Raw genomic sequence first — 18,217 nt, 5'->3', positions numbered from 1 at the left:
TTCCTCGGCGGCGGCTTCTACGACCACTACGTGCCGGCCGCCGCGGACCTCCTGCTCTCGCGCGGCGAATTCTACACCGCCTACACGCCGTACCAGCCCGAAGCCTCCCAGGGCACGTTGCAGGCCATCTTCGAATACCAGACGGCCATGTGCCGGCTTTTCGGCATGGAGTGCTCCAACGCCGGAGTCTACGACGGCGGCACGGCGCTGTACGAGGCCCTGATGATGGCCGTGCGCCACACCCGGCGCAAAAAAGCCGTGGTCAGCGAGGCGGTGAACCCCATCTACCGCATCGTCCTGGCCACCTACACCAAGAACCTGCACCTCGAACTCGTCACCGTGCCCCACAGGCAGGGCCTCGACGACATGGTGGGGCTGGCCGCCGCCATCGATGACAAAACCGCCGCGGTGGTTGTGCAAAACCCCAATTTCTTCGGCGCGGTGGAGGATTTCACCGCACTTTTCGCCGCCGCTGCCGCCAAGGGCGCGGTGTCGCTCCTCTCGGGCTACCCCGTGCTCCAGACCGTGCTCAAGACCCCCGGGGCCATGGGCGCGGACATCGTCACGGCCGAGGGACAGAGCCTCGGGCTGCCGCTTTCCTTCGGCGGGCCCTACCTCGGCATCATGACCTGCAGGAAGGCGCTGGTGCGGCAGATGCCCGGCCGCATCGCCGGCCGCACCGCCGACGCCGCCGGCCGCACCGGCTACGTGCTCACCCTGCAGGCCCGCGAGCAGCACATCCGCCGCGAGAAGGCCACCTCCAACATCTGCTCCAACCAGGCCCTTTGCGCCCTGCGGGCGCTGATCAACCTGTGCCTGGCCGGCGAGGAAGGGCTTGCGCGCCAGGCCGCCCTGTCCATCGAAAACGCCCACTACGCCGCCATGAAGCTGACGGCCATCCCCGGCGTGCGGCTGCTGCACGACGAGCCCTTCGGCAACGAGTTCGTGGCCGTGTTCCCGGCCAACGCCAAGCGCGTGGCCCGCACCCTCATGGAACAGGGCATCGTGCCGGGCTTTCCGCTGGGGCGCTACTACAAGGGCCTGGAAAACGCCCTGCTCGTCTGCTGCACCGAAAAGCACGACCGCGAGGACATCGACCGCCTGGCCAGGCGCGTGGGGAAGATCCTATGAGCACCGTTTTTTCCAAGTCCCGGCCCGGCCGGGAAGGCGTGTGGCCGGAAAAGCCCAAAACCGACCCCCTGGACTTCATCCCGGGCAATCTGCTGCGCGAAGGAACCACCGGGCTGCCATCCTTGAGCGAACTGGACGTGGTGCGCCACTTCACCGGGCTTTCCCGCAAGAACTTCGGCGTGGACGGCAATTTCTATCCCCTGGGGTCGTGCACCATGAAGTACAACCCCAAGTTCACCGAGGAGGTGGCCGCCCTGCCCGGGTTCGCCCGGCTGCACCCGCTGCTGCCCCAGCTGCCGGGCGGCGGCGACATGGCCGCCGGGGCGCTGGAGGTCATGTACGAGATGGAGCGGCTTTTGGCCGAAATCACGGGCATGGCCGCCTTCACCCTGCACCCCATGGCCGGGGCTCACGGCGAGCTCACGGGCGCGCTCATGATCGCCGCCTACCACGCCGACAAGGGCAACAAAAAAACCAAGATCATCTGTCCGGACTCGGCCCACGGCACCAACCCGGCCTCGGCCCACATCGCCGGCTTCGACGTGGTCACCATCGCCTCCAAGGACGGCATCATCGACCCCGAAGCCCTGGCTGCGGCCATCGACGACGAAACCGCCGGCGTCATGATGACCGTGCCCAACACGCTCGGGCTTTTCGAGCGCCACCTGCCGGAGATCGTTTCCCTTTGCCGCAAGGTGGACGCGCTGCTCTACTACGACGGGGCCAACCTCAACGCCATCCTCGGCAAGCTGCGCGTGGGCGACGCGGGCTTCGACGTGGTGCACATAAACCTCCACAAGACCTTCGCCACGCCCCACGGCGGCGGCGGCCCGGGCTCGGGCCCGGTCGGCGTCTCGGAAAGGCTCGTCCCCTACCTGCCCATCTCCCGGGTGACGAAGGACGACGCCGGGCGCTACGCCTTAAGCTACGACCACCCGAAGTCCATCGGCTACGTGGCCCCGTTCTACGGCAACTTCGGCATCGTGCTGCGGGCCTACGCCTACATTCTGCGCCTGGGGCGCGAGGGGCTCGAACGCGTGTCCGAGGCGGCGGTGCTTTCCGCCAACTACCTGCGCAAGCGCCTGTCCGACGCCATCGAGGTGCCCTACGACCGCACCTGCATGCACGAGTTCGTGGCCTCGGCGGCGAGGCTGGCGGCGGAAAAAAACGTCCGCGCCCTGGACATCGCCAAGGCCCTGCTCGACCGGGGCTACCACGCGCCCACCATCTACTTCCCGCTCATCGTCAAGGAGGCGCTCATGATCGAGCCCACCGAGACCGAGAGCAAGGACACCCTGGACGCCTTCGTGGCCGACCTGCTCGACATCCTGGCCCTGGCCGAGGCCGATCCCGAGGCCGTGCGCGCCTGCCCCGCCACCCTGCCCGTGGGACGTCTGGACGAGACCCGCGCCGCGCGCTCCATGGAGATCACGGATGACCTCTAGCCGTGCCCCCTGTAAAGAATACGACAGTATTTTTTATAGAAAAAACAATTACCCCAGCATGCTGTCCGGGACATTCCCATGCCCGGACTTCGAGGAAACGACATGACTCCGGCCAAACGCCTTGTCGTGGTCGGGGCCGGGCCGGGCGGCTACGACGCGGCCCTGGCCGGCGCGGCCGCCGGGCTTGCCGTCACCCTGGTCGAGCGCGGCAAGCTCGGCGGCACCTGCCTCAACTGGGGCTGCATCCCGACCAAGCATCTGCTGGCCGCCACCCTGGCCGTGGACGCCCTGGAGGCGCAGGCCAAGCAAAAGCTGGCCTCGGGCGAGGTCACGGTGGCCCTGGCCGCCGTGCAGGCCAAAAAGAAAAAGCTCCTTTCCGCCACCCAGTCGGCCATGGCCAAGCGCCTGGAACAGGCCGGCATCGCCCTGGTGACCGGAAATCTTTCCGGCGTCGCCCCAGGCCTGGCCAAGGTGACGGTCGGGGCCGAGACCCGGGACATTCCCTTCGACGCCCTGATCCTGGCCCTGGGCTCCCGGGCGGCCGCCTTTCCCGGGGTCAAGCCCGACGGCAAGGCCGTGCTCGGCGTCGCGCCGGTGCTCGATTTCGCTGAGGCACCCAAGAGCCTCGTCATCGTCGGAGCCGGGGCCATTGGCCTGGAAATCTCCGAAGTCTACCGCCGCCTGGGCGCGAAGGTGACGCTGGTCGATGCCGCGCCGCGTCTGGCCCCGGCCGAGGACCCGGACGTGTCCAAGGTCGTGGCGCAGGTCATGCGCAGAAAGGGCATCGACGCCCGGCCCGGGGTCAAGGTGGAAAGTCTGGTCACGGACGAGGCCGGGATGGCCCGGCTGACGCTGGCCGGCGGCGAGGTGATCGTGGCCGAGAAGGCCCTGGTGGCCATCGGCCGCTTCGCCGCCACGGTGGTTCCCGGGCTGGCCGAACTCGGCGCGACCTTCGCCGACGCCGCGCCCAACCGGGCCTGGCTGGTCACCGACGACACGCTCCAGACCGCGCCGGACATCTACGCCGTGGGCGACTGCAACGGCCGCACCCTGCTGGCCCATGCCGCTTCGAGCCAGGGCCACTACGCCGCCCGCCACGCCGCCGGCCTGGAGTCCGGGCCCTACGCCCCGGGCCCCATCCCGGGCTGCTACTACGGCGCGCCGGAGATCATGCGCGTGGGGGCCATCGCCGCGCCCGGCGACGGCGTCTCGGAAGCCGCCTTCGTGGCCAACCCCATCGCCCAGGCCCATGCCGACACGGCCGGCTTCGCCCGCGCCGTCTGGCGCGAAGGCAAGGTGGTGGGCCTCACGGCCGTCGGCCATGGGGCCTCGACCATGGGCACGCTGGCCACGGTCATCGTGGCCGAGGGCTGGACCCGCGAGCGCTGCGAAGCCCTCGTCTTCCCCCACCCGGGCCTGGACGAGACGCTGCGCGCCGCGCTGTTGGCGGAAGTGAAGATCAAGGAATAAGGGTCTTGCCCGGCTACGGGCATCCCAGGGGAATGCCGCCCTGTCCCCGACCCGGCGACGGCCTTTGTCGCCACGATTTATGACGCGGGGCTAAACCGCTTAGCACTAGAAAACGACATGCCCATAACAGACCGGGATTTTCAGTTGCAGCAATTGAAAAGCCTTGGTTTTTGTCGTTTTTATGCCACCTCCCCGGACTCGGCGCTTGCCGTGACGACCGACCTGGGCACGACATGCGGCTTGTATTGCCTCGAACTCGAACCGGGACTGTTTTACATAGGGCAGACGACCAATCTTTCCCATCGCCTCAAGCAACACGCCCGCCAGGGAAAAATCTTCACCGCTTTTTCCTTCTTGCCCGTTAAACGGCACCACCTTAAGATAAAAGAAAAATATGCCATCGTGGAAGCGGAAAGCAAGCGCATCAACCTTACCAACCGGGACCATTCCTCAGACCCCGACGGGAGCACCGCGCTGGATTGCATCCTTTCGCGAGACCAACAACTGCTGTGGCTTGCGCAGCAGACGCCGTTTACGATATCGGCACAGGAACGCGAACCGTCTGAAATCAGCGCGCGACAAAAAAACAACTTCGTGAAATTGCGCCGTCATGCACGGTGGGCTGAAATCCGGGACATCGCGGCCGGCTATATCGCCCATTGCATCCCCGCTCCCATGGAGACCGAAAACCGGCGGTTCTGGTGCGTGACCTGCCTGCCCGGCACGACCACGGGAGACCTGCGACGCCTTTTCTGCTTCAACATCAACAGGATGGAAACGTTCGTCCTTTTCCACTCCAGGGAACGCAACGTCGATCTCTACTCCCTGCTCATTGTTTCAAAATCCATGCTCACGCGCAATTACGGGAGCCTCGAAACATTCAAAAAGGCCCATCCCCATTGCCTGTGCCACGAATCGACCTATCTCGCGGCCGGCAACGACCAGCTCGCCATTGAAACAGCCGACTTCGACGCCCTGTCCCGCCTGTTCGCTTCGCCGTTCGTCGTACGCGCCGCCAAGGAACTGAACATGCACCTCATGCGAAAAGGCGCGACCGTCTACGCCCGGCATCACAACTGGGCGCTTGCAGACGCGCTCTTCGACGCGCTTCCTATGCACGAGCCTGCATCCAGCGTCTCGGAAAGCCGTCCAAACGACATAATTCAAGGCAGTATGACCCCATGACCAAGCCCCCGCATATGACCGACTCAAGAGTCCCGAGCGGTATCACCAGGCGTTTCCTCCTTCGCGCGGGCGTCGTCGGCGCTTGCGCCTGCCTGCTGCCCTGGCCGGCTCTGGCCAAGAAGGCCGAGACCGCCGCCAAGCCGACGCCGCCCGCGCCCGTGCCCGAGCCGCCGGCGATCAACTTCTACCTGACCAACCGCGACAAGCTCGTGGCCGACTTCAAGGGCGTGTGCGCCGGGGCCGAGCACTGGCTGGCCGCCCGCACCGCCGAACCCACGGCCAAGGCCATCGCCGCCGACGCGCTTGGCCGCTACGACCGCATGCTGCCCGGCATGCCGGACATCGGCGGCGTGACCAACCGCAACCAGCCGTTCCTCGTCATGGCCGGCTGGCTCGCCGCCCTCTACCAGGCCATGGCCGAGAAAGGCATGTCCGCCAAGGACGCCGGCCGCCTGCTCTACGACCTCTACGCCGCCGACTGGGCCGCCGTGCCGCCCCAGCGGGCCAAGGCCATGGGCGCGGCGCTTTTTTCCGTGGCCTACCTCCAGTCGCTCCAGGACTGGGCCGCCGACAGCCAGAAAAAGAAGTACCCCGGCGACTGGGTCGGCAAGGTCCTGCCCGGCGACGGCAAGACCTTCGACCTTGGCTACGACTACACCGAATGCGGCGCGGTGAAATTCTTCAAGGCCCAGGGGGCCATGGCCGTCGCGCCCTACTACTGCCTCAACGACTTCCTGGCCTCCAAGGCCCAGGGCACCGGCCTTTCCCGACAGCACACCCTGGCCCAGGGCGATCCGCTGTGCGATTTCCGCTACAAGCGCGACCGGCCCGTCACCCAGAACTGGGACACCGAAACCCCGAAGTTCCCCGGCAACAAGGCCTGATTGGGGAGGGGAAGAGGCCTCCGGCGGCCAGGAGGGGCCGAGGGCCCCTCCTGGACCACCCCATAAGGGGGAGGTTGCGGCTTCGCGCGGCCGTTTTTGACGTGGCGCTCTCCCTGAAGTTGCCGAAAGATTTTTTATTTCTGAAGGATACTGGAGTTATGTACAAAGCCTTGATCCTGGCTTCGACCTCGCCGCGCCGCAAGGAGCTGCTGACCCTGGCCGGCATTCCCTTCACGGTCGTGCCGAGCCCGGCCGAGGAGCCGGAGCCGTATTTCGGCGAGCTGCCGGCCGCCTACGCCGCGCGCATGGCCCGGCTCAAGGCTTCCGCCGTGGCCGACGGGCATCCCGGGGCCGTGGTGCTGGGCGCGGATTCGGTGGTGGCCGTGGGCGAGGCGATCCTCGGCAAGCCGCGCGACGCGGCCGACGCCCGGCGCATGCTGGGCCTGCTTTCCGGGCGCGTGCACCAGGTGGTCACCGGCTGCGCCGTCTTCGGCCTGGCCGCCGAGCCCGAGATCTTCAGCGTCTCGACGGACGTGCACGTGGTCGCCCTCTCCGACGCGGCCATCGACGCCTACGTGGCCACGGGCGAGCCCATGGACAAGGCCGGGGCCTACGCCATCCAGGGCAAGGCGGCGGCGTTCATCAAGGAAATCCACGGCTCTTACACGAATGTGGTCGGGCTGCCCCTGGCCGAGGTGGCGGCCCTGCTGCGGCTTCGCGTGGCGGCTTGAGAGACCGACGAGGCTTGCGACCGCCATGCCCCCCGCCGTCACGCCCGCCTCGTCCGAGGAATACCCGGCCCTGGCCGATCTCTGGGAGGCTTCCGTCCGGGCGACGCACCATTTCGTGTCCGAAGCGGACATCCGCTTTTTCAAGCCGCTGGTGCGCGACGCCTATCTGGCGGCGGTGACGCTGCGCTGCACCCGCGACGCTTCGGGCGCGGTCACGGGATTCGTCGGTGTGGCCGGGGGCAAGATCGAGATGCTTTTCGTCGCGCCGGACCGTTTCGGCCAGGGGATCGGCTCGGCGCTGCTCGCCTGCGCCGTGGAGACCCTCGACGCGACGTGCGTGGACGTCAACGAGCAAAACGGGCGCGCCGTGGCCTTCTACAAGCGGCGCGGCTTCGCGGTCGTCGGCCGCTCCCCCCTGGACGCGCTCGGCAAGGCCTATCCGTTGCTGCACATGGCCTTGAAATATTGTCACAAAGGATAACAGCGTACACCACATACAAAAGAACATTTCCCAACCAAATACTGGAACAAGGCTTGACAGACAACACGATAACAGTACATCATCCAAGAGAATAACCAAAGGCACGAGTACTCATTAGCTATGCACACATAGCAAGACATAACTTTCTCTCGGATAAACAAAAATGCTTCCGACAGTTACTATAGACAAATCAAAAGTACCAATAATTTGGCTTGATACATCATTGATTATCAATATAACAAAATATTACCAAGAAATGAAACTGAGCAACGAGCAGTTTATTCTCGCAGAGCTACTCTACAACCAAATACGAAACAAGACAAAAGGAGGCAAAATTATTTGCCCGACAGCCAATCAACATGAAGAAATATGGGTCTGCAGAAAAGAATGCTTATCAGTAATGCATCAGCTATCATTGGGCATCCAAATAGATTCCGAACTTAACATTCAATCGAAATTATTCGAGATTTTTGCCCATGGGTTCCTTAACCACGAGGAAAATATCCATATCAATTACAGCGTCCTTTTTCCGGAAGACCCAGTAGAGGAGTTACGAAGTATACTCGAACAACCTTTCTTTGTAGCTATAAATCCACCACTTATCGGAGGGATTAAAAAAACAAAAGAGATAAAGCAGATGCTTCTTGAAGGACTCAACCAAATACGAGAGACAAACGTAACAGACAAAGTATCCTTCAATGACCAAAAAGAGTTGGAATACATGGCCGAGTATAACAATATAATAAATTCTATAAAACAGTCGACAGAAGCATGCATTTCCAAACATGACAACAACAATGACATGTGGAACTTACTTAATTGCGCCGACATCCTCATAGATTGGAAGTGCGCTGTTTTAAAGAATAAGAACAATACCTACTCTTTGCTAGATTTCTATAAATCAAATTACTATCGGCAAATTCCAAGCAAAAAAATTAGCGTAAATTTCTTTGCAAAGCTTATGACAGATAAACAGCCTATTCGTTCAGGAGACCTCAAAGATATAGAGCACATCTCCTTAACCTTTCCTTTTGTAGACCTCTTTATAACTGACAAGCAAAGAAAAACACAAATCCTAAGACATGGATACGACAAGGAATATAATACAAAAGTTTGCTACGCCGGAGACATAGATATTATCAAATCTTTTTTTGCCGATTGCTAACAATCCTATCTATCCCTCCTCCCCCTCCAGATCCACCAGCCCCATGCGGGCGGCGTAGTGCACGAGCTCGGCCAGGTTGGTCAGGCCGAGCTTGCCGAAGATGTTCGAGCGGTGGTTCTCCACGGTCTTGCGGGAAATGTACAGCCCGGCCGCGATCTCGGAAATGTTGCGGCCCTCGGCGAGCAGGCGCAGCACCTGCTGCTCGCGGCGCGTGAGCGTCTCGTAGGCCGGGTCGGCCGGACGCGCCCGCCGCGAGGCGTAGGCGTCCAGCCGGTCGAGCAGCTGCGGCGCGATGGCCCCGTCGAGGTAGCGCTCCCCGCGAGAGACGGCGGCCAGCCCGGAAAGCAGGCTGCCGGCGGCGGAATCCTTGACCACGTAGCCCATGGCCCCGGCCCGCATGCTCTCGGCCACGATGTCCAGGCGCGCGTGCATGCTGACCACCAGCACCTTGGGCGGCGCGGCCAGGGCGCGCAGCCGGCCGATGGCCTCGATGCCGCCGGCGTCGGGCAGGCCGACGTCGAGAAGCACCACGTCCGGGGCCAGCTCGGCCGCCAGGCGCAGGGCCTCGGCCGCCGTGCCGGCCTCGCCGACGACCGTATAGCCCGCCTCCCGGCCGAGGATCGCCCGCAGCCCCTCCCGGAACAGCGGATGGTCGTCGACCAGCAGCACCTTCAACGCCTCGGACATGCCGTTTCCTCCGTAAGGGGCGCTTCAGCCGTGACCGTCGTGCCCTTGCCCGGCCGCGAACGCAGCACCAAACGGCCGCCGAGCAGGCGCATGCGCTCGCGCATGCTCCACACCCCCATGCGCTTCTCGGCCAGAGCGCGAGGCAGGCGGCTGGCCGCGTCGAAGCCTTTGCCGTCGTCGGCCACCCGCAAAAGGACGTGCGGATGGGAGGCGATCAGGCGCACGGTGACGCGCCGCGCCCCGCCGTGGCGGCAGGCGTTGCCCAGGCACTCCTGAAGCACCCGGTAGAGGTTGATGCTCGTTTCGAAGGGCAGGCGCACGGCCTCCATGCCGTCGGCGGTGAAGTCGACGCGCACGCCGTGGCGCGCGGCGAACTCCTCGCACAGCCGAAAGGCCGTGCCGACCAGGCCCAACTGGTCCAGGGCCGGGGGCAAAAGCCCGTAGGCCAGGTCGCGAAGCGACGCCACGGCCGCGCCCAGCCGGCCGGAGCAGTCCTGGACCACCTGGCGCGCGGCGGCCGCGTCCGCCTCCGAACCAAGCAGCGGCACGAGCCCGTCCAGGCTCACCCGGGTGGCGGAAAGGGCCTGGGCCACGTCGTCGTGCAGCTCCCGGGCGATGCGCTGACGCTCGTGCTCCTGGGCCTTGAGCAGCTCCCGGGACAGCTCGCGCAGCCGCTCCTCGTCGCGCCGCGACTGGGCGATGCGGCCCAGGTGATCGGCCACGGCGTCGAGCAGGTGGCGCTCCTCGCGCAGGAAAGGCCCCTCCCCGGCCGGGGGCATCTTCTCCAGGTAGCCCACCTCGACCCGGCCCACCACCTCGCCGTCCACCTTCACGGGGCTGGCCTGCTTGTCCGCGGAACGGCGGAAGTTGGCCGTGGCGCGCGAGAGCCCGCCGAGGACCACCCGGGCGCAGGCGACCCCGGGATACTGCCAGGCCTTGGCCAACACCTCGCAGGCCCCGGCCAGGATGTCGTCCAGGCTCAGGTCGCTGCGCTGGGCCAACCGGGTGATCTCGTACAGGCAGTCCAGCTCCTTGACGCGCTCGGTCAACGCCGCGACGAGAGCGTCCCTCTCCCGGGGCGTCGCGCCCGCCTGCGAGTCCTGCCGTTTCATTTCCATATCCGACGCCTTTGCGACCCTATTTCAAAATGCCCGCCGGAATGCAAGGCGGCCGGGCGGACGCAGACGGGGCGCGGCGTTCCCCCAGGAACCCGCGCCCCGCCCGCGGCCTCAGCCGAGCAGGACCTTGCGGGCCAGCTCGTCCTCGGCCTCGGTGACGAAGGCCAGGCCCGTCTCCCGGGCCGTCTCGCGGTTGGCCGCGACGACGTCCTCACGGGCGATGTCCGCGACGCGGAATTTCCGGGCCCCGGCCAGAAGCTGCTGGAGGCCGGCCCCGAGCTTGTCGAAGAGCGTGCAGGCGGCCACCGCGCCAAGGGGCACGTTTCGCATCTCCTTTTCGCCGAGCCTGGCTTTGAGCGTGTGCCAGCCGGCGAAGATCCGCTCGGGCCGGTCCCCCAGGGCGGCCACGCTTTTGGGCAGGGTCTCCCAGTTGCCGCCGACCCGTTCGCGGCGCTCGGGGTGGAGCACGCCCTCGATGTTCGCGCCGAGGAATCCCGGGATCATGAGGGCCCGCCCCATGCAGACGAGCTTGACGTACGGCGCGCCGAGAGCCAGGGCCTTGAAGATGTGGTCCTCGCGGGCCAGGCCGCCGGCGAAGGCCATGTCCGCCGGCCGGCGTCCCGAGGCGGCGAGCAGGGCCGCGTATTCCCGGGCCTTGGCGTGGAGCAGGATCGAGGGCACGCCCCAGGTCTCCATCATGTTCCACGGGCTCATGCCCGTGCCGCCGCCGGCTCCGTCCACGGTCAAGAGGTCGAGCCCGGCCTCGCTGGCCAGGCGGATGGCCAGGGCCAGGGCCTCCATGCCGTAGGCCCCGGTCTTGAGCGAGATGCGCTCGAAGCCGAGGTCGCGAAGATAGGCCACGTTGTCCAGAAAATCGACGCAAACGGCGTCCGCGTCCCGGGCCTCGGTGTAGCCCAGCCGGCTGTGGCGGGCGAACTCGCGCACCGCGCCCGAGGCGAAGGCCTCGGCCACGGCGGCGTCCTCGGGGTCGGGGTCCACCAGATAACCGCGCTTTTTGAGGAAACGGGCATAGGCGATGTCCTTGACCTTGATCTCGCCGCCGATGTTCTTGGCGCCCTGACCCCACTTGAGTTCGATGATCACGTCCGGGCCGTGCTTTTCGACGACGTAGCGGGCCACGCCGTTGCGGGCGTCCTCGACGTTGAGCTGCACGATGATGCCGCCGTGGCCGTCGGCGTAGCGCCGGTAGACGGCGATGCGCCGGTCCAGCTCCGGCGCGCTCGTGATGCGACCGTTTTCCAGCACGGCCTCGCGGTCGATGCCCACGACGTTCTCCCCGACCACGATGGGCACCCCGGCCAGGGAGCAGCCCACGGCGAAGGAATCCCAGTAGCGCGCGGCGATCATGGTCGAACCGAGGGCTCCGGTCATGAGCGGCAGCCTGGCCGTGGTTTTGCGCGACGCGCCGAAGGACGTCTCCAGCCCCACGTTGGTAAAGAGGCAGTCATCGGCGTTTTGCGTCAGGTGCTCGGCCTGGCCCTTGGCCCCGTAGAGCCTCCCCTGGATGCGCAGGGCGTTGTAGCAGACGCCGGTCTCGCAGCCGTTGCCGCTGCCGGCGGTGATCAGGCCGAAATCCCTGGGGTAGAGCATGGCCCGGCCGGTCAGGCTCGACAACCACGTTTCGCACCGGCCGGTGCAGTCCGCCCGGCACAAGCTGCACAATCCCGATTCCGCCGGCGTTCCCCGGTTGGCCGTCCCCAGCACGTCATTGGTCTTCTGCCACTGCTGCATGGATTCCTCGTCGGTTTGGCGCAAGCGGCGCACCTGGGCCCCATGCCCCCGGCCGCCCGCGCCAGTGACCGTAAACGCCGAAAACTCCCGTCCGTCGAGGGGCATCCTCCCGTGTCCGCCGGGAAGATTTTCCCGGAAAACCGGGAGATATTCCCGCGCCTCGCCGGGAGGCCGCCCGATTGCAGCGGCTGCGGCCCGGCATACATCTGGCCAGGAGAACAACCCTAGAGCGAGGTGACCATGCGAGACGACACGAGGTTCCCCCAGGCGGGGCTGCCCCCGCCGCCCTACCCCACGGACATGGCGGCCCGAAACGCGGCCGTGCCGGAATCGAGGCCCGAAAGCGACGTTTTCCCAGGCCTCCCTGAGCCGGACGACACGACAGGCGCGACGCGTTGCCGCCGCCTTTCCGGGCCGACCTGCCGGTCCGGGGGGCGGCGCTACGACGTGCGGTTGCGCTGCGACCTGGATGCGGCGCAGGCCGCCCGGCTGGGCGACCGGCTGGTCCGGGCCCTGGCCGACGGCGTGGGACGGATCGTGCTGTGGGTCGAAGGCACGCGGCCGCCATCGGCCGAGGCGGCCTGCCTGGTCAACAGCCTGGGCCGGCTCGTGGCCCGCGAAGGCCGGTGGCAGGGCGTGGAGATGCGCGGCCAGGGCGTGGGGTTTCGCGCCCTGTTCGCGGCCTTCCGGCAGGGCCAGGCCGGCCTGGACGCCGCCCCGGCCAGGGAGGGCAGGCCATGATCTGGCTTTTCCTCCTGGTCGGCGTGTGCCTCGTCGCAGCCCTGAGCCGCACCGGAGCGTTTCGCGCCGGCGGCGGCCACCTGCCGCGCGACTTCGATTTCGACATCTACAAGAACCGCGAACTCAACACGCGGGGGCTTTTCGACAAGACCAAGTGGTACTGACGGCGCGCCGGCCTATCCTCCGACGGCGCGCCGGGACGGAAAGACCGCCCGCAGCAGGGCCGCGCCGATGACCACGATCCCGCCGGCCACGGCGAAGCGGCCCGGCAACTCGCCGCAGCCAAGGGCCACGAACAGGGGATTGAGCACCGGTTCAAGCGTCATGACGCAGATCGCGGTCAGCGCCCGCAGCCTTTTGATGCACCAGACATAGAGCGCCAGCGACAGCCCCTGCTGCACCACCCCGAGGTAGGCCAGTCCCAGCGAGGCCTCGGCAGAGCGCGGCGGCCCGGCGAGCAGAAACGGCAGCCCGGCCGCCGCCGTGAGCAGGTGCCCGGCCACGACAGCCGAAACCGGCGACCCGTCGCGCCCGGCCCGCATGGCCAGGGTGAACACGGCATAGGAAACGCCCGTGCCCACGGCCAGCAGGTTGCCCCACAAGCCTTCGGGCGAGAGTTGGTCCAGGAAAAACAGCGCCATGCCGCCGACCGAGGCGGCGACGAAGGCCCAGTCCGCCGGCCGGGTCGGTTCCTTCAGTACCAGCGGGGCGAAAAGGGCCACGTAGACCGGCGCGGTGTAGGCGAGCAGGATGGCGTTGGCCGCCGTGGTCAGTTTGGTGGCGGCCACGTTGGTGACGAGCAGCCCGGCGTAGCCCAGGGCGGCGCAGACGAAGGGCCGCGTCGGGCGGAAATCCAGCCGGCCCCGGAAAAGCACGTAGAGCGTCAGGGCGGCCAGCAGGCTGCGGCCGCCCGTGACCGCCATGGGGGACAACGGCACGAGCTTGATGGCCACGCCGCCGGTGCTCCACACAAGCGCCGTCACGGCCAGAAGCGCCGCCGCCCGGCCCTGTCCCGTCTCCCCCTGCCCCATGCCGCCCCCCTTGCCGACCGGGACCGCTTGCCGCCGGGCCCGATCGGCTGTAACAGCCCGGCAACATGAACCAGGATGCGCGGGGAGGCAAGGCGCGGGGCCGTGTTCGAGGCTGAACTCAAGTTCGTCGCCGAGGCGGCCTTCTTCCCGGCCGGGACCGCGCTGGCCCCGGAGATCTGCCGCGACGTCTACTACGACCGCCCGGACGGCTCCCTTGCCGCCTCGGGCCGGGAACTGCGGCTGCGGGAACGCGGCGGCGCGACCGTGCTCACCTTCAAATCGCCGCCCTTCGACGCGGCCACGGCCTCCAAGGAAGAGATTGAAACTTCCGTGGCCGACGGCACGGCCATGGGCAAGCTCCTCGAAGCCCTGGGCTACGCCCCCTTCGCCGCCTACGCCAAGCGCCTTCGCCGCTTCCGCGACGCGTACCGGGGGCTTGGCCTGGAGATCGCCGTGGTGACGGTGGATTTCGCGCCGGAGACGTTCGTGGAGATCGAGCATCTGGCCGCGACGCGCGCGGGCGCACTGGCCGCCCTGCCGGCCATCCGCGCCTACGCCGCCGCCCTGGGGCTTTCGCGCGAGTGCCCCCGGGCCTATACCGACATGTTCCTGGCCGCCCGGCGGGCCGGATGAAGGAGCCCGCCATGGCCGACCCCGCCCTCGCCCCGTACCTGGCCGCCTGCGACGTCATCGACCACGGCCATCCCGAGGTCGCGGCCACGGCCGCCGCCCTGGCCGCCGGCAAGGACTCGCCGCAGGCCGTGGCCGAGGCCGCCTTCGTCTTCGTGCGCGACGCCGTCCGCCACAGCGCGGACTTCCGGTTAAACCCGGTCACCTGCGCCGCCTCCGAGGTCCTGCGCCACGGCACGGGCTACTGCTACGCCAAGGCCCACCTGCTGGCGGCGCTTTTGCGGGCGCGGGGCATCCCGGCCGGGCTGTGCTACCAGCGCCTGCTCCTGGCCCCGGACGCGGACCGGTCGCGCTTTTGCCTGCACGGCCTGGCCGCCGCGCACCTGCCGGGCCACGGCTGGTACCGCCTGGACCCGCGCGGCGACAAGCCGGGCGTCGCCGCCCTTTTCACGCCGCCCGTGGAGCGTCTGGCCTTCGCCGTGACCTGGCCCGGCGAGGCGGATCTGCCCGGCGTACACGCAACGCCGTTGCCGCAGGTGGTGGCCGCCCTGCGCCGGCATGCGACCTGGGACGCCCTGCTGGCCGACCTGCCCGATCTTCCCGGCTCGTCGTTCTGACGCTTTTCGGTCATTTTTCGGACAATTTTGTCTCTCTTCCTTCTTTTTTGCAGGTTCCGTGTCGCCGTCACGGCGCGATGGTTCGCGGCGTAGCCTTTCTTGCGGCAATAATACCGATTGATTTCTCAGTGTTACAAAAAAGACGCCCTTTATCTCCACAAATTTGGTGTACATTGCACGGCTATTGCTTATTATCAGCGATAGCCCTGACCGGACCATGAAAAGGGCCGGCCGGGAATCCAGACGAGGAGGTCGCCATGGAATCGGCTATGACGTTGCGCAAAACCGCTCCCCCCGAGTTGTCCGACGAATCGCTCGCCATCCATCATGTCTCCGTCCTGGAAGTGGAAATCGGCCATGGGGCCATGTCCACCATGCGCAAGGCCATGAAGGAAGTAGCCGCCCAGACGGGCGTCAGCTACGACGACGTCATGCATGGCTTAAGCGGCCATATGTACTGGGTCGAATCCACGGGAACGCTTCTTTGCGTCATTCCTTTGCCCGACAATGACCTGTACCTGGAAATCCCCGAGGATTTCTGGCGTATCCGCGAACTTTCCCAGGCCACCCACTAGAAGTCTTTTCCGAGGCGGCGCGCGCCGGCCGGGCGCGCGCCGCCTTGTCTTTCTTGCCCCGCCACGGCTTTTCCGGCATGCTTCGCACGTTTATCCTGCTTCCCCGACATCCGGGGGCAAGGCGGGACCAGACGCAACCATCACCCAGCCGGACTCCCCATGGCCCCACACATCCCCGAATTTCCCAAGGCGCTCTTCGAGGAGCTCGACACCGAGAAACTGCGCCGCCGCTTCCTGGAAGCCCTGCTCGAATTCCAGAACGTCGAGCGCGGCTCCCTATGGATCAAACGCGAGGACGGCTACCAGTGCATCGAGGCCACGGGCGGTCCCAGCGAAGAGCAGCTCAAGGGCTTCGTGGTGCCCAAGGACAAGCCCAGCATCGTTGGCTGGGTCATCGAAAACGGCCAGATGACCATCGCCGAGCCCGGCAAGGACAAGCGGCACTTCAAGGAGGCGGAATCGGGACTGGACGTCAAGTCCACGCTCATCCTGTGCTACCCGCTGGTGCTCAAAAACGGCCAGGTCTACGGCGCGGTGGAGATCATCGACACCGCCCACGGCGGCAGCCGGCTCAACCTCGGCAAGGAATACCTGGAGCTTCTCGAGGAGTTCATCGCCATCGGCTCCATCGCCCTGGGCAACGCCCTGGCCTTCGCCGACCAGAAAAACGAAACCCAGAAGCTGCGCAAGATCATCGGCGGCCTCAAGGGCGAAACGCCGCTGGTCGGCAGGAGCCAGGCCTTCAAGGCCGCCCTGGAGACGGCGCGCAACTACTCCCGCACCGACTTCCCGGTGCTCGTCACCGGCGAGTCCGGCACGGGCAAGGAGCTCTTCGCCCGGGAGATCCACCGCCTAAGCGACCGCAAGGACAAGCCCTTCCTGGTGCAAAACGTCTCGGCCATCCCGGACGCGCTGCTCGAATCCGAGCTCTTCGGCTACAAGCGGGGGGCCTTCACCGGAGCCGACCGGGACAAGGTCGGCCTGTTCGAAGCCGCCGACGGCGGCACGGTCTTTCTCGACGAGATCGGCGACATGCCCCTTTCGCTCCAGGCCCGCATCCTGCGCGTGCTCCAGGAGCACGAGATCAAGCCCCTCGGCGGCGCGACGACGCACACCGTGGACGTGCGCGTCCTCTCGGCCACCAACCGCGACCTGGCCCGGGCCATCGCCGCCGGGACCTTCCGCGAGGACCTGTTCTATCGCCTGAACGTCCTGCCCCTGCACCTGCCGCCGCTTCGCGAACGTCCCGAGGACGTGCCGGAGCTGCTCGACTTCTTCCTGACCCGCGACGCAGCCCGGCTTTGCATCGCGCCCAAGAAGCTCTCGCCCGAGGCCCTGGCCGCCCTGCGCCGCCGCCCCTTCCCCGGCAACGTGCGCGAGATGGAAAACCTCGTGCGCTACCTCCTGGCCACGGTCTCCGGCGACGTCATCGAGGCCGGGGACATCCCGCCGGCCAGCGAGATCGGGCCGTGCCAGGCCGCCCCGGCCGAAACGGCTAAGGACGCCCCCGCCGCCGCTCCGGACCTGACCGCCCACACCTGGGAAAGCCTGGAACACGCCTACGCCCTGGCGCTCCTGGAAAAATACAAATGGAACGTGACCAAGGCCGCCCGCGCCGCCGGCGTCAACCGGTCCACGTTCGATTCCAGACTGCGCAAGCTGGGGATCAGTAAAGAGTAGGAAAGGAAAAGAGCCTCCGGCGGCCGGGGGGGATCATCCCCCCCGGACCCCCTGAACAGGGGGCTAGCGCCCGGAGGGCAAGGAGAAGCGCCAAGCGCAGGCGCAGTCGTCGCGGATGGTTTCGGGCGGGCAGCTCACGCAGGAAACGCGGATGGCCGGGTCGATGCCGGCGGCGAAGGCCGTGTATTCCACCGTGCCGCCGGAAACGCACGGGTACGGCGGCAGGCCCTGGCGCGCCCGGGACGACTGCACCCGGCAGCGCACCATGCGAAAGACGAAGGCATCCGGCGTCTCCTCGACGATGTCCCAGGCGTTGATGCGGGCGACGAGCCGAGCCCCGAACGCGGCCTTAAGCGCCGCAAGCCCCCCGCCCTCGGGCAGCCCAAGGGCCTCCCTGGCCTGCACGGCCTCGTAGTAGCCCAGGCGCGACCAGCAGCTGTCGTTGACCCGCTTGGCGTCGTGCATGCCCCGCGCCTCCTCGACCTGGCGAAACCACACCCCGTCCGCCGCCAGCCAGGACACGGACAAGGCGTCGAGGAGCGCCTCCAGGCGCTCCTGCCCCAGCCCGGCCAGGATCGTCGGCACGTCCTGGCCAAGCCCCAGCGCCCGCTCGATGCGCCGCGTCAGAAGCGGCAGATAGGCCTCGCCCACCCGCGATTCCATGGCCACGGCCGCCTCGGGGCCGAACTGGTGCGCCGCCTCGGCCAGCCACAGGCCGTAATGCACCGCGATCTGCCGCACCGCCCGCGCCACGCCCGCGGCGAGCGCGCCTGCGGCGGGGGCCTCCCCACCGGGGGGGATCATCCCCCCCGGTCCCCCCGTCCGGCGGGGGCGGGCGGGGTTGGCTGCGGTCACCGCTGGCGGGGACGTTGGCGGACCGAAGATGGGGGGGGG

Annotated in this window: 19 protein-coding genes; 14 read left to right on the top strand and 5 right to left on the bottom strand. The window is 66.8% G+C overall.

Going from position 1 to position 18,217, the window contains the following annotated elements; all coding sequences use genetic code 11:
- The 8 genes from gcvPA to Q1K70_RS17900 all read left to right on the top strand — a co-directional run.
- Positions 1-1,131: aminomethyl-transferring glycine dehydrogenase subunit GcvPA (gene gcvPA / locus Q1K70_RS17935; protein ID WP_300162573.1), on the top strand; the 1,131-nt coding region annotated here is incomplete at its 5' end.
- Positions 1,128-2,576, top strand: a complete 1,449-nt coding sequence (gcvPB, locus tag Q1K70_RS17930) for an aminomethyl-transferring glycine dehydrogenase subunit GcvPB (protein WP_300162570.1) — start codon at positions 1,128-1,130, stop codon at positions 2,574-2,576. The genes gcvPA and gcvPB, both read left to right, overlap by 4 nt.
- A gap of 102 nt (positions 2,577-2,678) precedes the next feature.
- Positions 2,679-4,046 (top strand): FAD-dependent oxidoreductase, encoded by a 1,368-nt coding sequence (locus Q1K70_RS17925; protein WP_300162568.1) that lies wholly within the window; start codon positions 2,679-2,681, stop codon positions 4,044-4,046.
- A 117-nt stretch (positions 4,047-4,163) separates the two neighbouring features.
- Positions 4,164-5,231, top strand: a complete 1,068-nt coding sequence (locus Q1K70_RS17920; RefSeq protein ID WP_300162564.1) for a GIY-YIG nuclease family protein — start codon at positions 4,164-4,166, stop codon at positions 5,229-5,231.
- 14 nt (positions 5,232-5,245) lie between these two features.
- Entirely contained in the window at positions 5,246-6,115 is an 870-nt protein-coding gene (locus Q1K70_RS17915; RefSeq protein WP_300162561.1) for an L-2-amino-thiazoline-4-carboxylic acid hydrolase, read from the top strand.
- A gap of 158 nt (positions 6,116-6,273) precedes the next feature.
- Complete coding sequence (locus tag Q1K70_RS17910; protein WP_300162558.1) at positions 6,274-6,846, top strand: Maf family protein; 573 nt, start codon at positions 6,274-6,276, stop codon at positions 6,844-6,846.
- A 25-nt stretch (positions 6,847-6,871) separates the two neighbouring features.
- Complete coding sequence (locus Q1K70_RS17905; RefSeq protein WP_300162555.1) at positions 6,872-7,327, top strand: GNAT family N-acetyltransferase; 456 nt, start codon at positions 6,872-6,874, stop codon at positions 7,325-7,327.
- Positions 7,328-7,490: 163 nt separating this feature from the next.
- Positions 7,491-8,492 (top strand): hypothetical protein, encoded by a 1,002-nt coding sequence (locus Q1K70_RS17900; protein ID WP_300162553.1) that lies wholly within the window; start codon positions 7,491-7,493, stop codon positions 8,490-8,492.
- A gap of 9 nt (positions 8,493-8,501) precedes the next feature.
- On the opposite strand, the gene Q1K70_RS17895 is transcribed toward Q1K70_RS17900, so the two are convergent.
- The 3 genes from Q1K70_RS17895 to Q1K70_RS17885 all read right to left on the bottom strand — a co-directional run bounded on the left by Q1K70_RS17895 (position 8,502) and on the right by Q1K70_RS17885 (position 12,049).
- Positions 8,502-9,179: a response regulator transcription factor gene (locus Q1K70_RS17895; protein WP_300162550.1), complete on the bottom strand. Its 678-nt coding sequence runs from the start codon at positions 9,177-9,179 to the stop codon at positions 8,502-8,504.
- Positions 9,164-10,297 (bottom strand): sensor histidine kinase, encoded by a 1,134-nt coding sequence (locus Q1K70_RS17890; RefSeq protein WP_300162547.1) that lies wholly within the window; start codon positions 10,295-10,297, stop codon positions 9,164-9,166. The genes Q1K70_RS17895 and Q1K70_RS17890 overlap by 16 nt, the downstream gene beginning before the upstream one ends.
- 111 nt (positions 10,298-10,408) lie before the next feature.
- Entirely contained in the window at positions 10,409-12,049 is a 1,641-nt protein-coding gene (locus tag Q1K70_RS17885; protein ID WP_300162576.1) for a glutamate synthase-related protein, read from the bottom strand.
- A gap of 240 nt (positions 12,050-12,289) precedes the next feature.
- Here Q1K70_RS17885 and Q1K70_RS17880 point away from each other — a divergent pair, with 240 nt between their 5' ends.
- Positions 12,290-12,790 (top strand): hypothetical protein, encoded by a 501-nt coding sequence (locus Q1K70_RS17880; protein ID WP_300162544.1) that lies wholly within the window; start codon positions 12,290-12,292, stop codon positions 12,788-12,790.
- Positions 12,787-12,954: a hypothetical protein gene (locus Q1K70_RS17875; protein WP_300162541.1), complete on the top strand. Its 168-nt coding sequence runs from the start codon at positions 12,787-12,789 to the stop codon at positions 12,952-12,954. The genes Q1K70_RS17880 and Q1K70_RS17875 overlap by 4 nt, the downstream gene beginning before the upstream one ends.
- 12 nt (positions 12,955-12,966) lie before the next feature.
- On the opposite strand, the gene Q1K70_RS17870 is transcribed toward Q1K70_RS17875, so the two are convergent.
- Positions 12,967-13,821: a DMT family transporter gene (locus tag Q1K70_RS17870; protein WP_300162538.1), complete on the bottom strand. Its 855-nt coding sequence runs from the start codon at positions 13,819-13,821 to the stop codon at positions 12,967-12,969.
- 102 nt (positions 13,822-13,923) lie between these two features.
- Here Q1K70_RS17870 and Q1K70_RS17865 point away from each other — a divergent pair, with 102 nt between their 5' ends.
- The 4 genes from Q1K70_RS17865 to Q1K70_RS17850 all read left to right on the top strand — a co-directional run bounded on the left by Q1K70_RS17865 (position 13,924) and on the right by Q1K70_RS17850 (position 17,323).
- A complete protein-coding gene (locus tag Q1K70_RS17865) occupies positions 13,924-14,454 on the top strand; it encodes a class IV adenylate cyclase (protein ID WP_300162535.1) in 531 nt (176 codons plus the stop codon).
- Positions 14,455-14,465: 11 nt separating this feature from the next.
- Positions 14,466-15,068, top strand: coding sequence for a transglutaminase family protein (locus Q1K70_RS17860; protein WP_300162532.1), 603 nt, complete (start codon positions 14,466-14,468; stop codon positions 15,066-15,068).
- 257 nt (positions 15,069-15,325) lie between these two features.
- Positions 15,326-15,643: a hypothetical protein gene (locus tag Q1K70_RS17855; RefSeq protein WP_300162529.1), complete on the top strand. Its 318-nt coding sequence runs from the start codon at positions 15,326-15,328 to the stop codon at positions 15,641-15,643.
- A gap of 159 nt (positions 15,644-15,802) precedes the next feature.
- Entirely contained in the window at positions 15,803-17,323 is a 1,521-nt protein-coding gene (locus Q1K70_RS17850) for a sigma 54-interacting transcriptional regulator (protein WP_300162526.1), read from the top strand.
- A gap of 63 nt (positions 17,324-17,386) precedes the next feature.
- On the opposite strand, the gene Q1K70_RS17845 is transcribed toward Q1K70_RS17850, so the two are convergent.
- On the bottom strand, positions 17,387-18,127 hold the full coding sequence (locus Q1K70_RS17845; RefSeq protein WP_300162524.1) for a DUF6125 family protein: 741 nt from the start codon (positions 18,125-18,127) through the stop codon (positions 17,387-17,389).
- Positions 18,128-18,217: the final 90 nt, after the last annotated feature.

The organism is Solidesulfovibrio sp. (assembly GCF_029978005.1).
GTDB lineage: Bacteria > Desulfobacterota > Desulfovibrionia > Desulfovibrionales > Desulfovibrionaceae > Solidesulfovibrio.
The sequence above is the reverse complement of the archived record's forward strand: the minus strand, read 5'-3'. Positions and strand labels throughout refer to the sequence as shown.

Excerpts from the sequence above, each read along its gene's own strand:
- gcvPB (WP_300162570.1), top strand. The coding sequence starts at position 1,128 with ATGAGCACCGTTTTTTCCAAGTCCCGGCCCGGCCGGGAAGGCGTGTGG.
- Q1K70_RS17925 (WP_300162568.1), top strand. The coding sequence starts at position 2,679 with ATGACTCCGGCCAAACGCCTTGTCGTGGTCGGGGCCGGGCCGGGCGGC.
- Q1K70_RS17920 (WP_300162564.1), top strand. The coding sequence starts at position 4,164 with ATGCCCATAACAGACCGGGATTTTCAGTTGCAGCAATTGAAAAGCCTT.
- Q1K70_RS17915 (WP_300162561.1), top strand. The coding sequence starts at position 5,246 with ATGACCGACTCAAGAGTCCCGAGCGGTATCACCAGGCGTTTCCTCCTT.
- Q1K70_RS17910 (WP_300162558.1), top strand. The coding sequence starts at position 6,274 with ATGTACAAAGCCTTGATCCTGGCTTCGACCTCGCCGCGCCGCAAGGAG.
- Q1K70_RS17905 (WP_300162555.1), top strand. The coding sequence starts at position 6,872 with ATGCCCCCCGCCGTCACGCCCGCCTCGTCCGAGGAATACCCGGCCCTG.
- Q1K70_RS17900 (WP_300162553.1), top strand. The coding sequence starts at position 7,491 with ATGCTTCCGACAGTTACTATAGACAAATCAAAAGTACCAATAATTTGG.
- Q1K70_RS17895 (WP_300162550.1), bottom strand. The coding sequence starts at position 9,179 with ATGTCCGAGGCGTTGAAGGTGCTGCTGGTCGACGACCATCCGCTGTTC.
- Q1K70_RS17890 (WP_300162547.1), bottom strand. The coding sequence starts at position 10,297 with ATGGAAATGAAACGGCAGGACTCGCAGGCGGGCGCGACGCCCCGGGAG.
- Q1K70_RS17885 (WP_300162576.1), bottom strand. The coding sequence starts at position 12,049 with ATGCAGCAGTGGCAGAAGACCAATGACGTGCTGGGGACGGCCAACCGG.
- Q1K70_RS17880 (WP_300162544.1), top strand. The coding sequence starts at position 12,290 with ATGCGAGACGACACGAGGTTCCCCCAGGCGGGGCTGCCCCCGCCGCCC.
- Q1K70_RS17875 (WP_300162541.1), top strand. The coding sequence starts at position 12,787 with ATGATCTGGCTTTTCCTCCTGGTCGGCGTGTGCCTCGTCGCAGCCCTG.
- Q1K70_RS17870 (WP_300162538.1), bottom strand. The coding sequence starts at position 13,821 with ATGGGGCAGGGGGAGACGGGACAGGGCCGGGCGGCGGCGCTTCTGGCC.
- Q1K70_RS17860 (WP_300162532.1), top strand. The coding sequence starts at position 14,466 with ATGGCCGACCCCGCCCTCGCCCCGTACCTGGCCGCCTGCGACGTCATC.
- Q1K70_RS17855 (WP_300162529.1), top strand. The coding sequence starts at position 15,326 with ATGGAATCGGCTATGACGTTGCGCAAAACCGCTCCCCCCGAGTTGTCC.
- Q1K70_RS17850 (WP_300162526.1), top strand. The coding sequence starts at position 15,803 with ATGGCCCCACACATCCCCGAATTTCCCAAGGCGCTCTTCGAGGAGCTC.
- Q1K70_RS17845 (WP_300162524.1), bottom strand. The coding sequence starts at position 18,127 with ATGATCCCCCCCGGTGGGGAGGCCCCCGCCGCAGGCGCGCTCGCCGCG.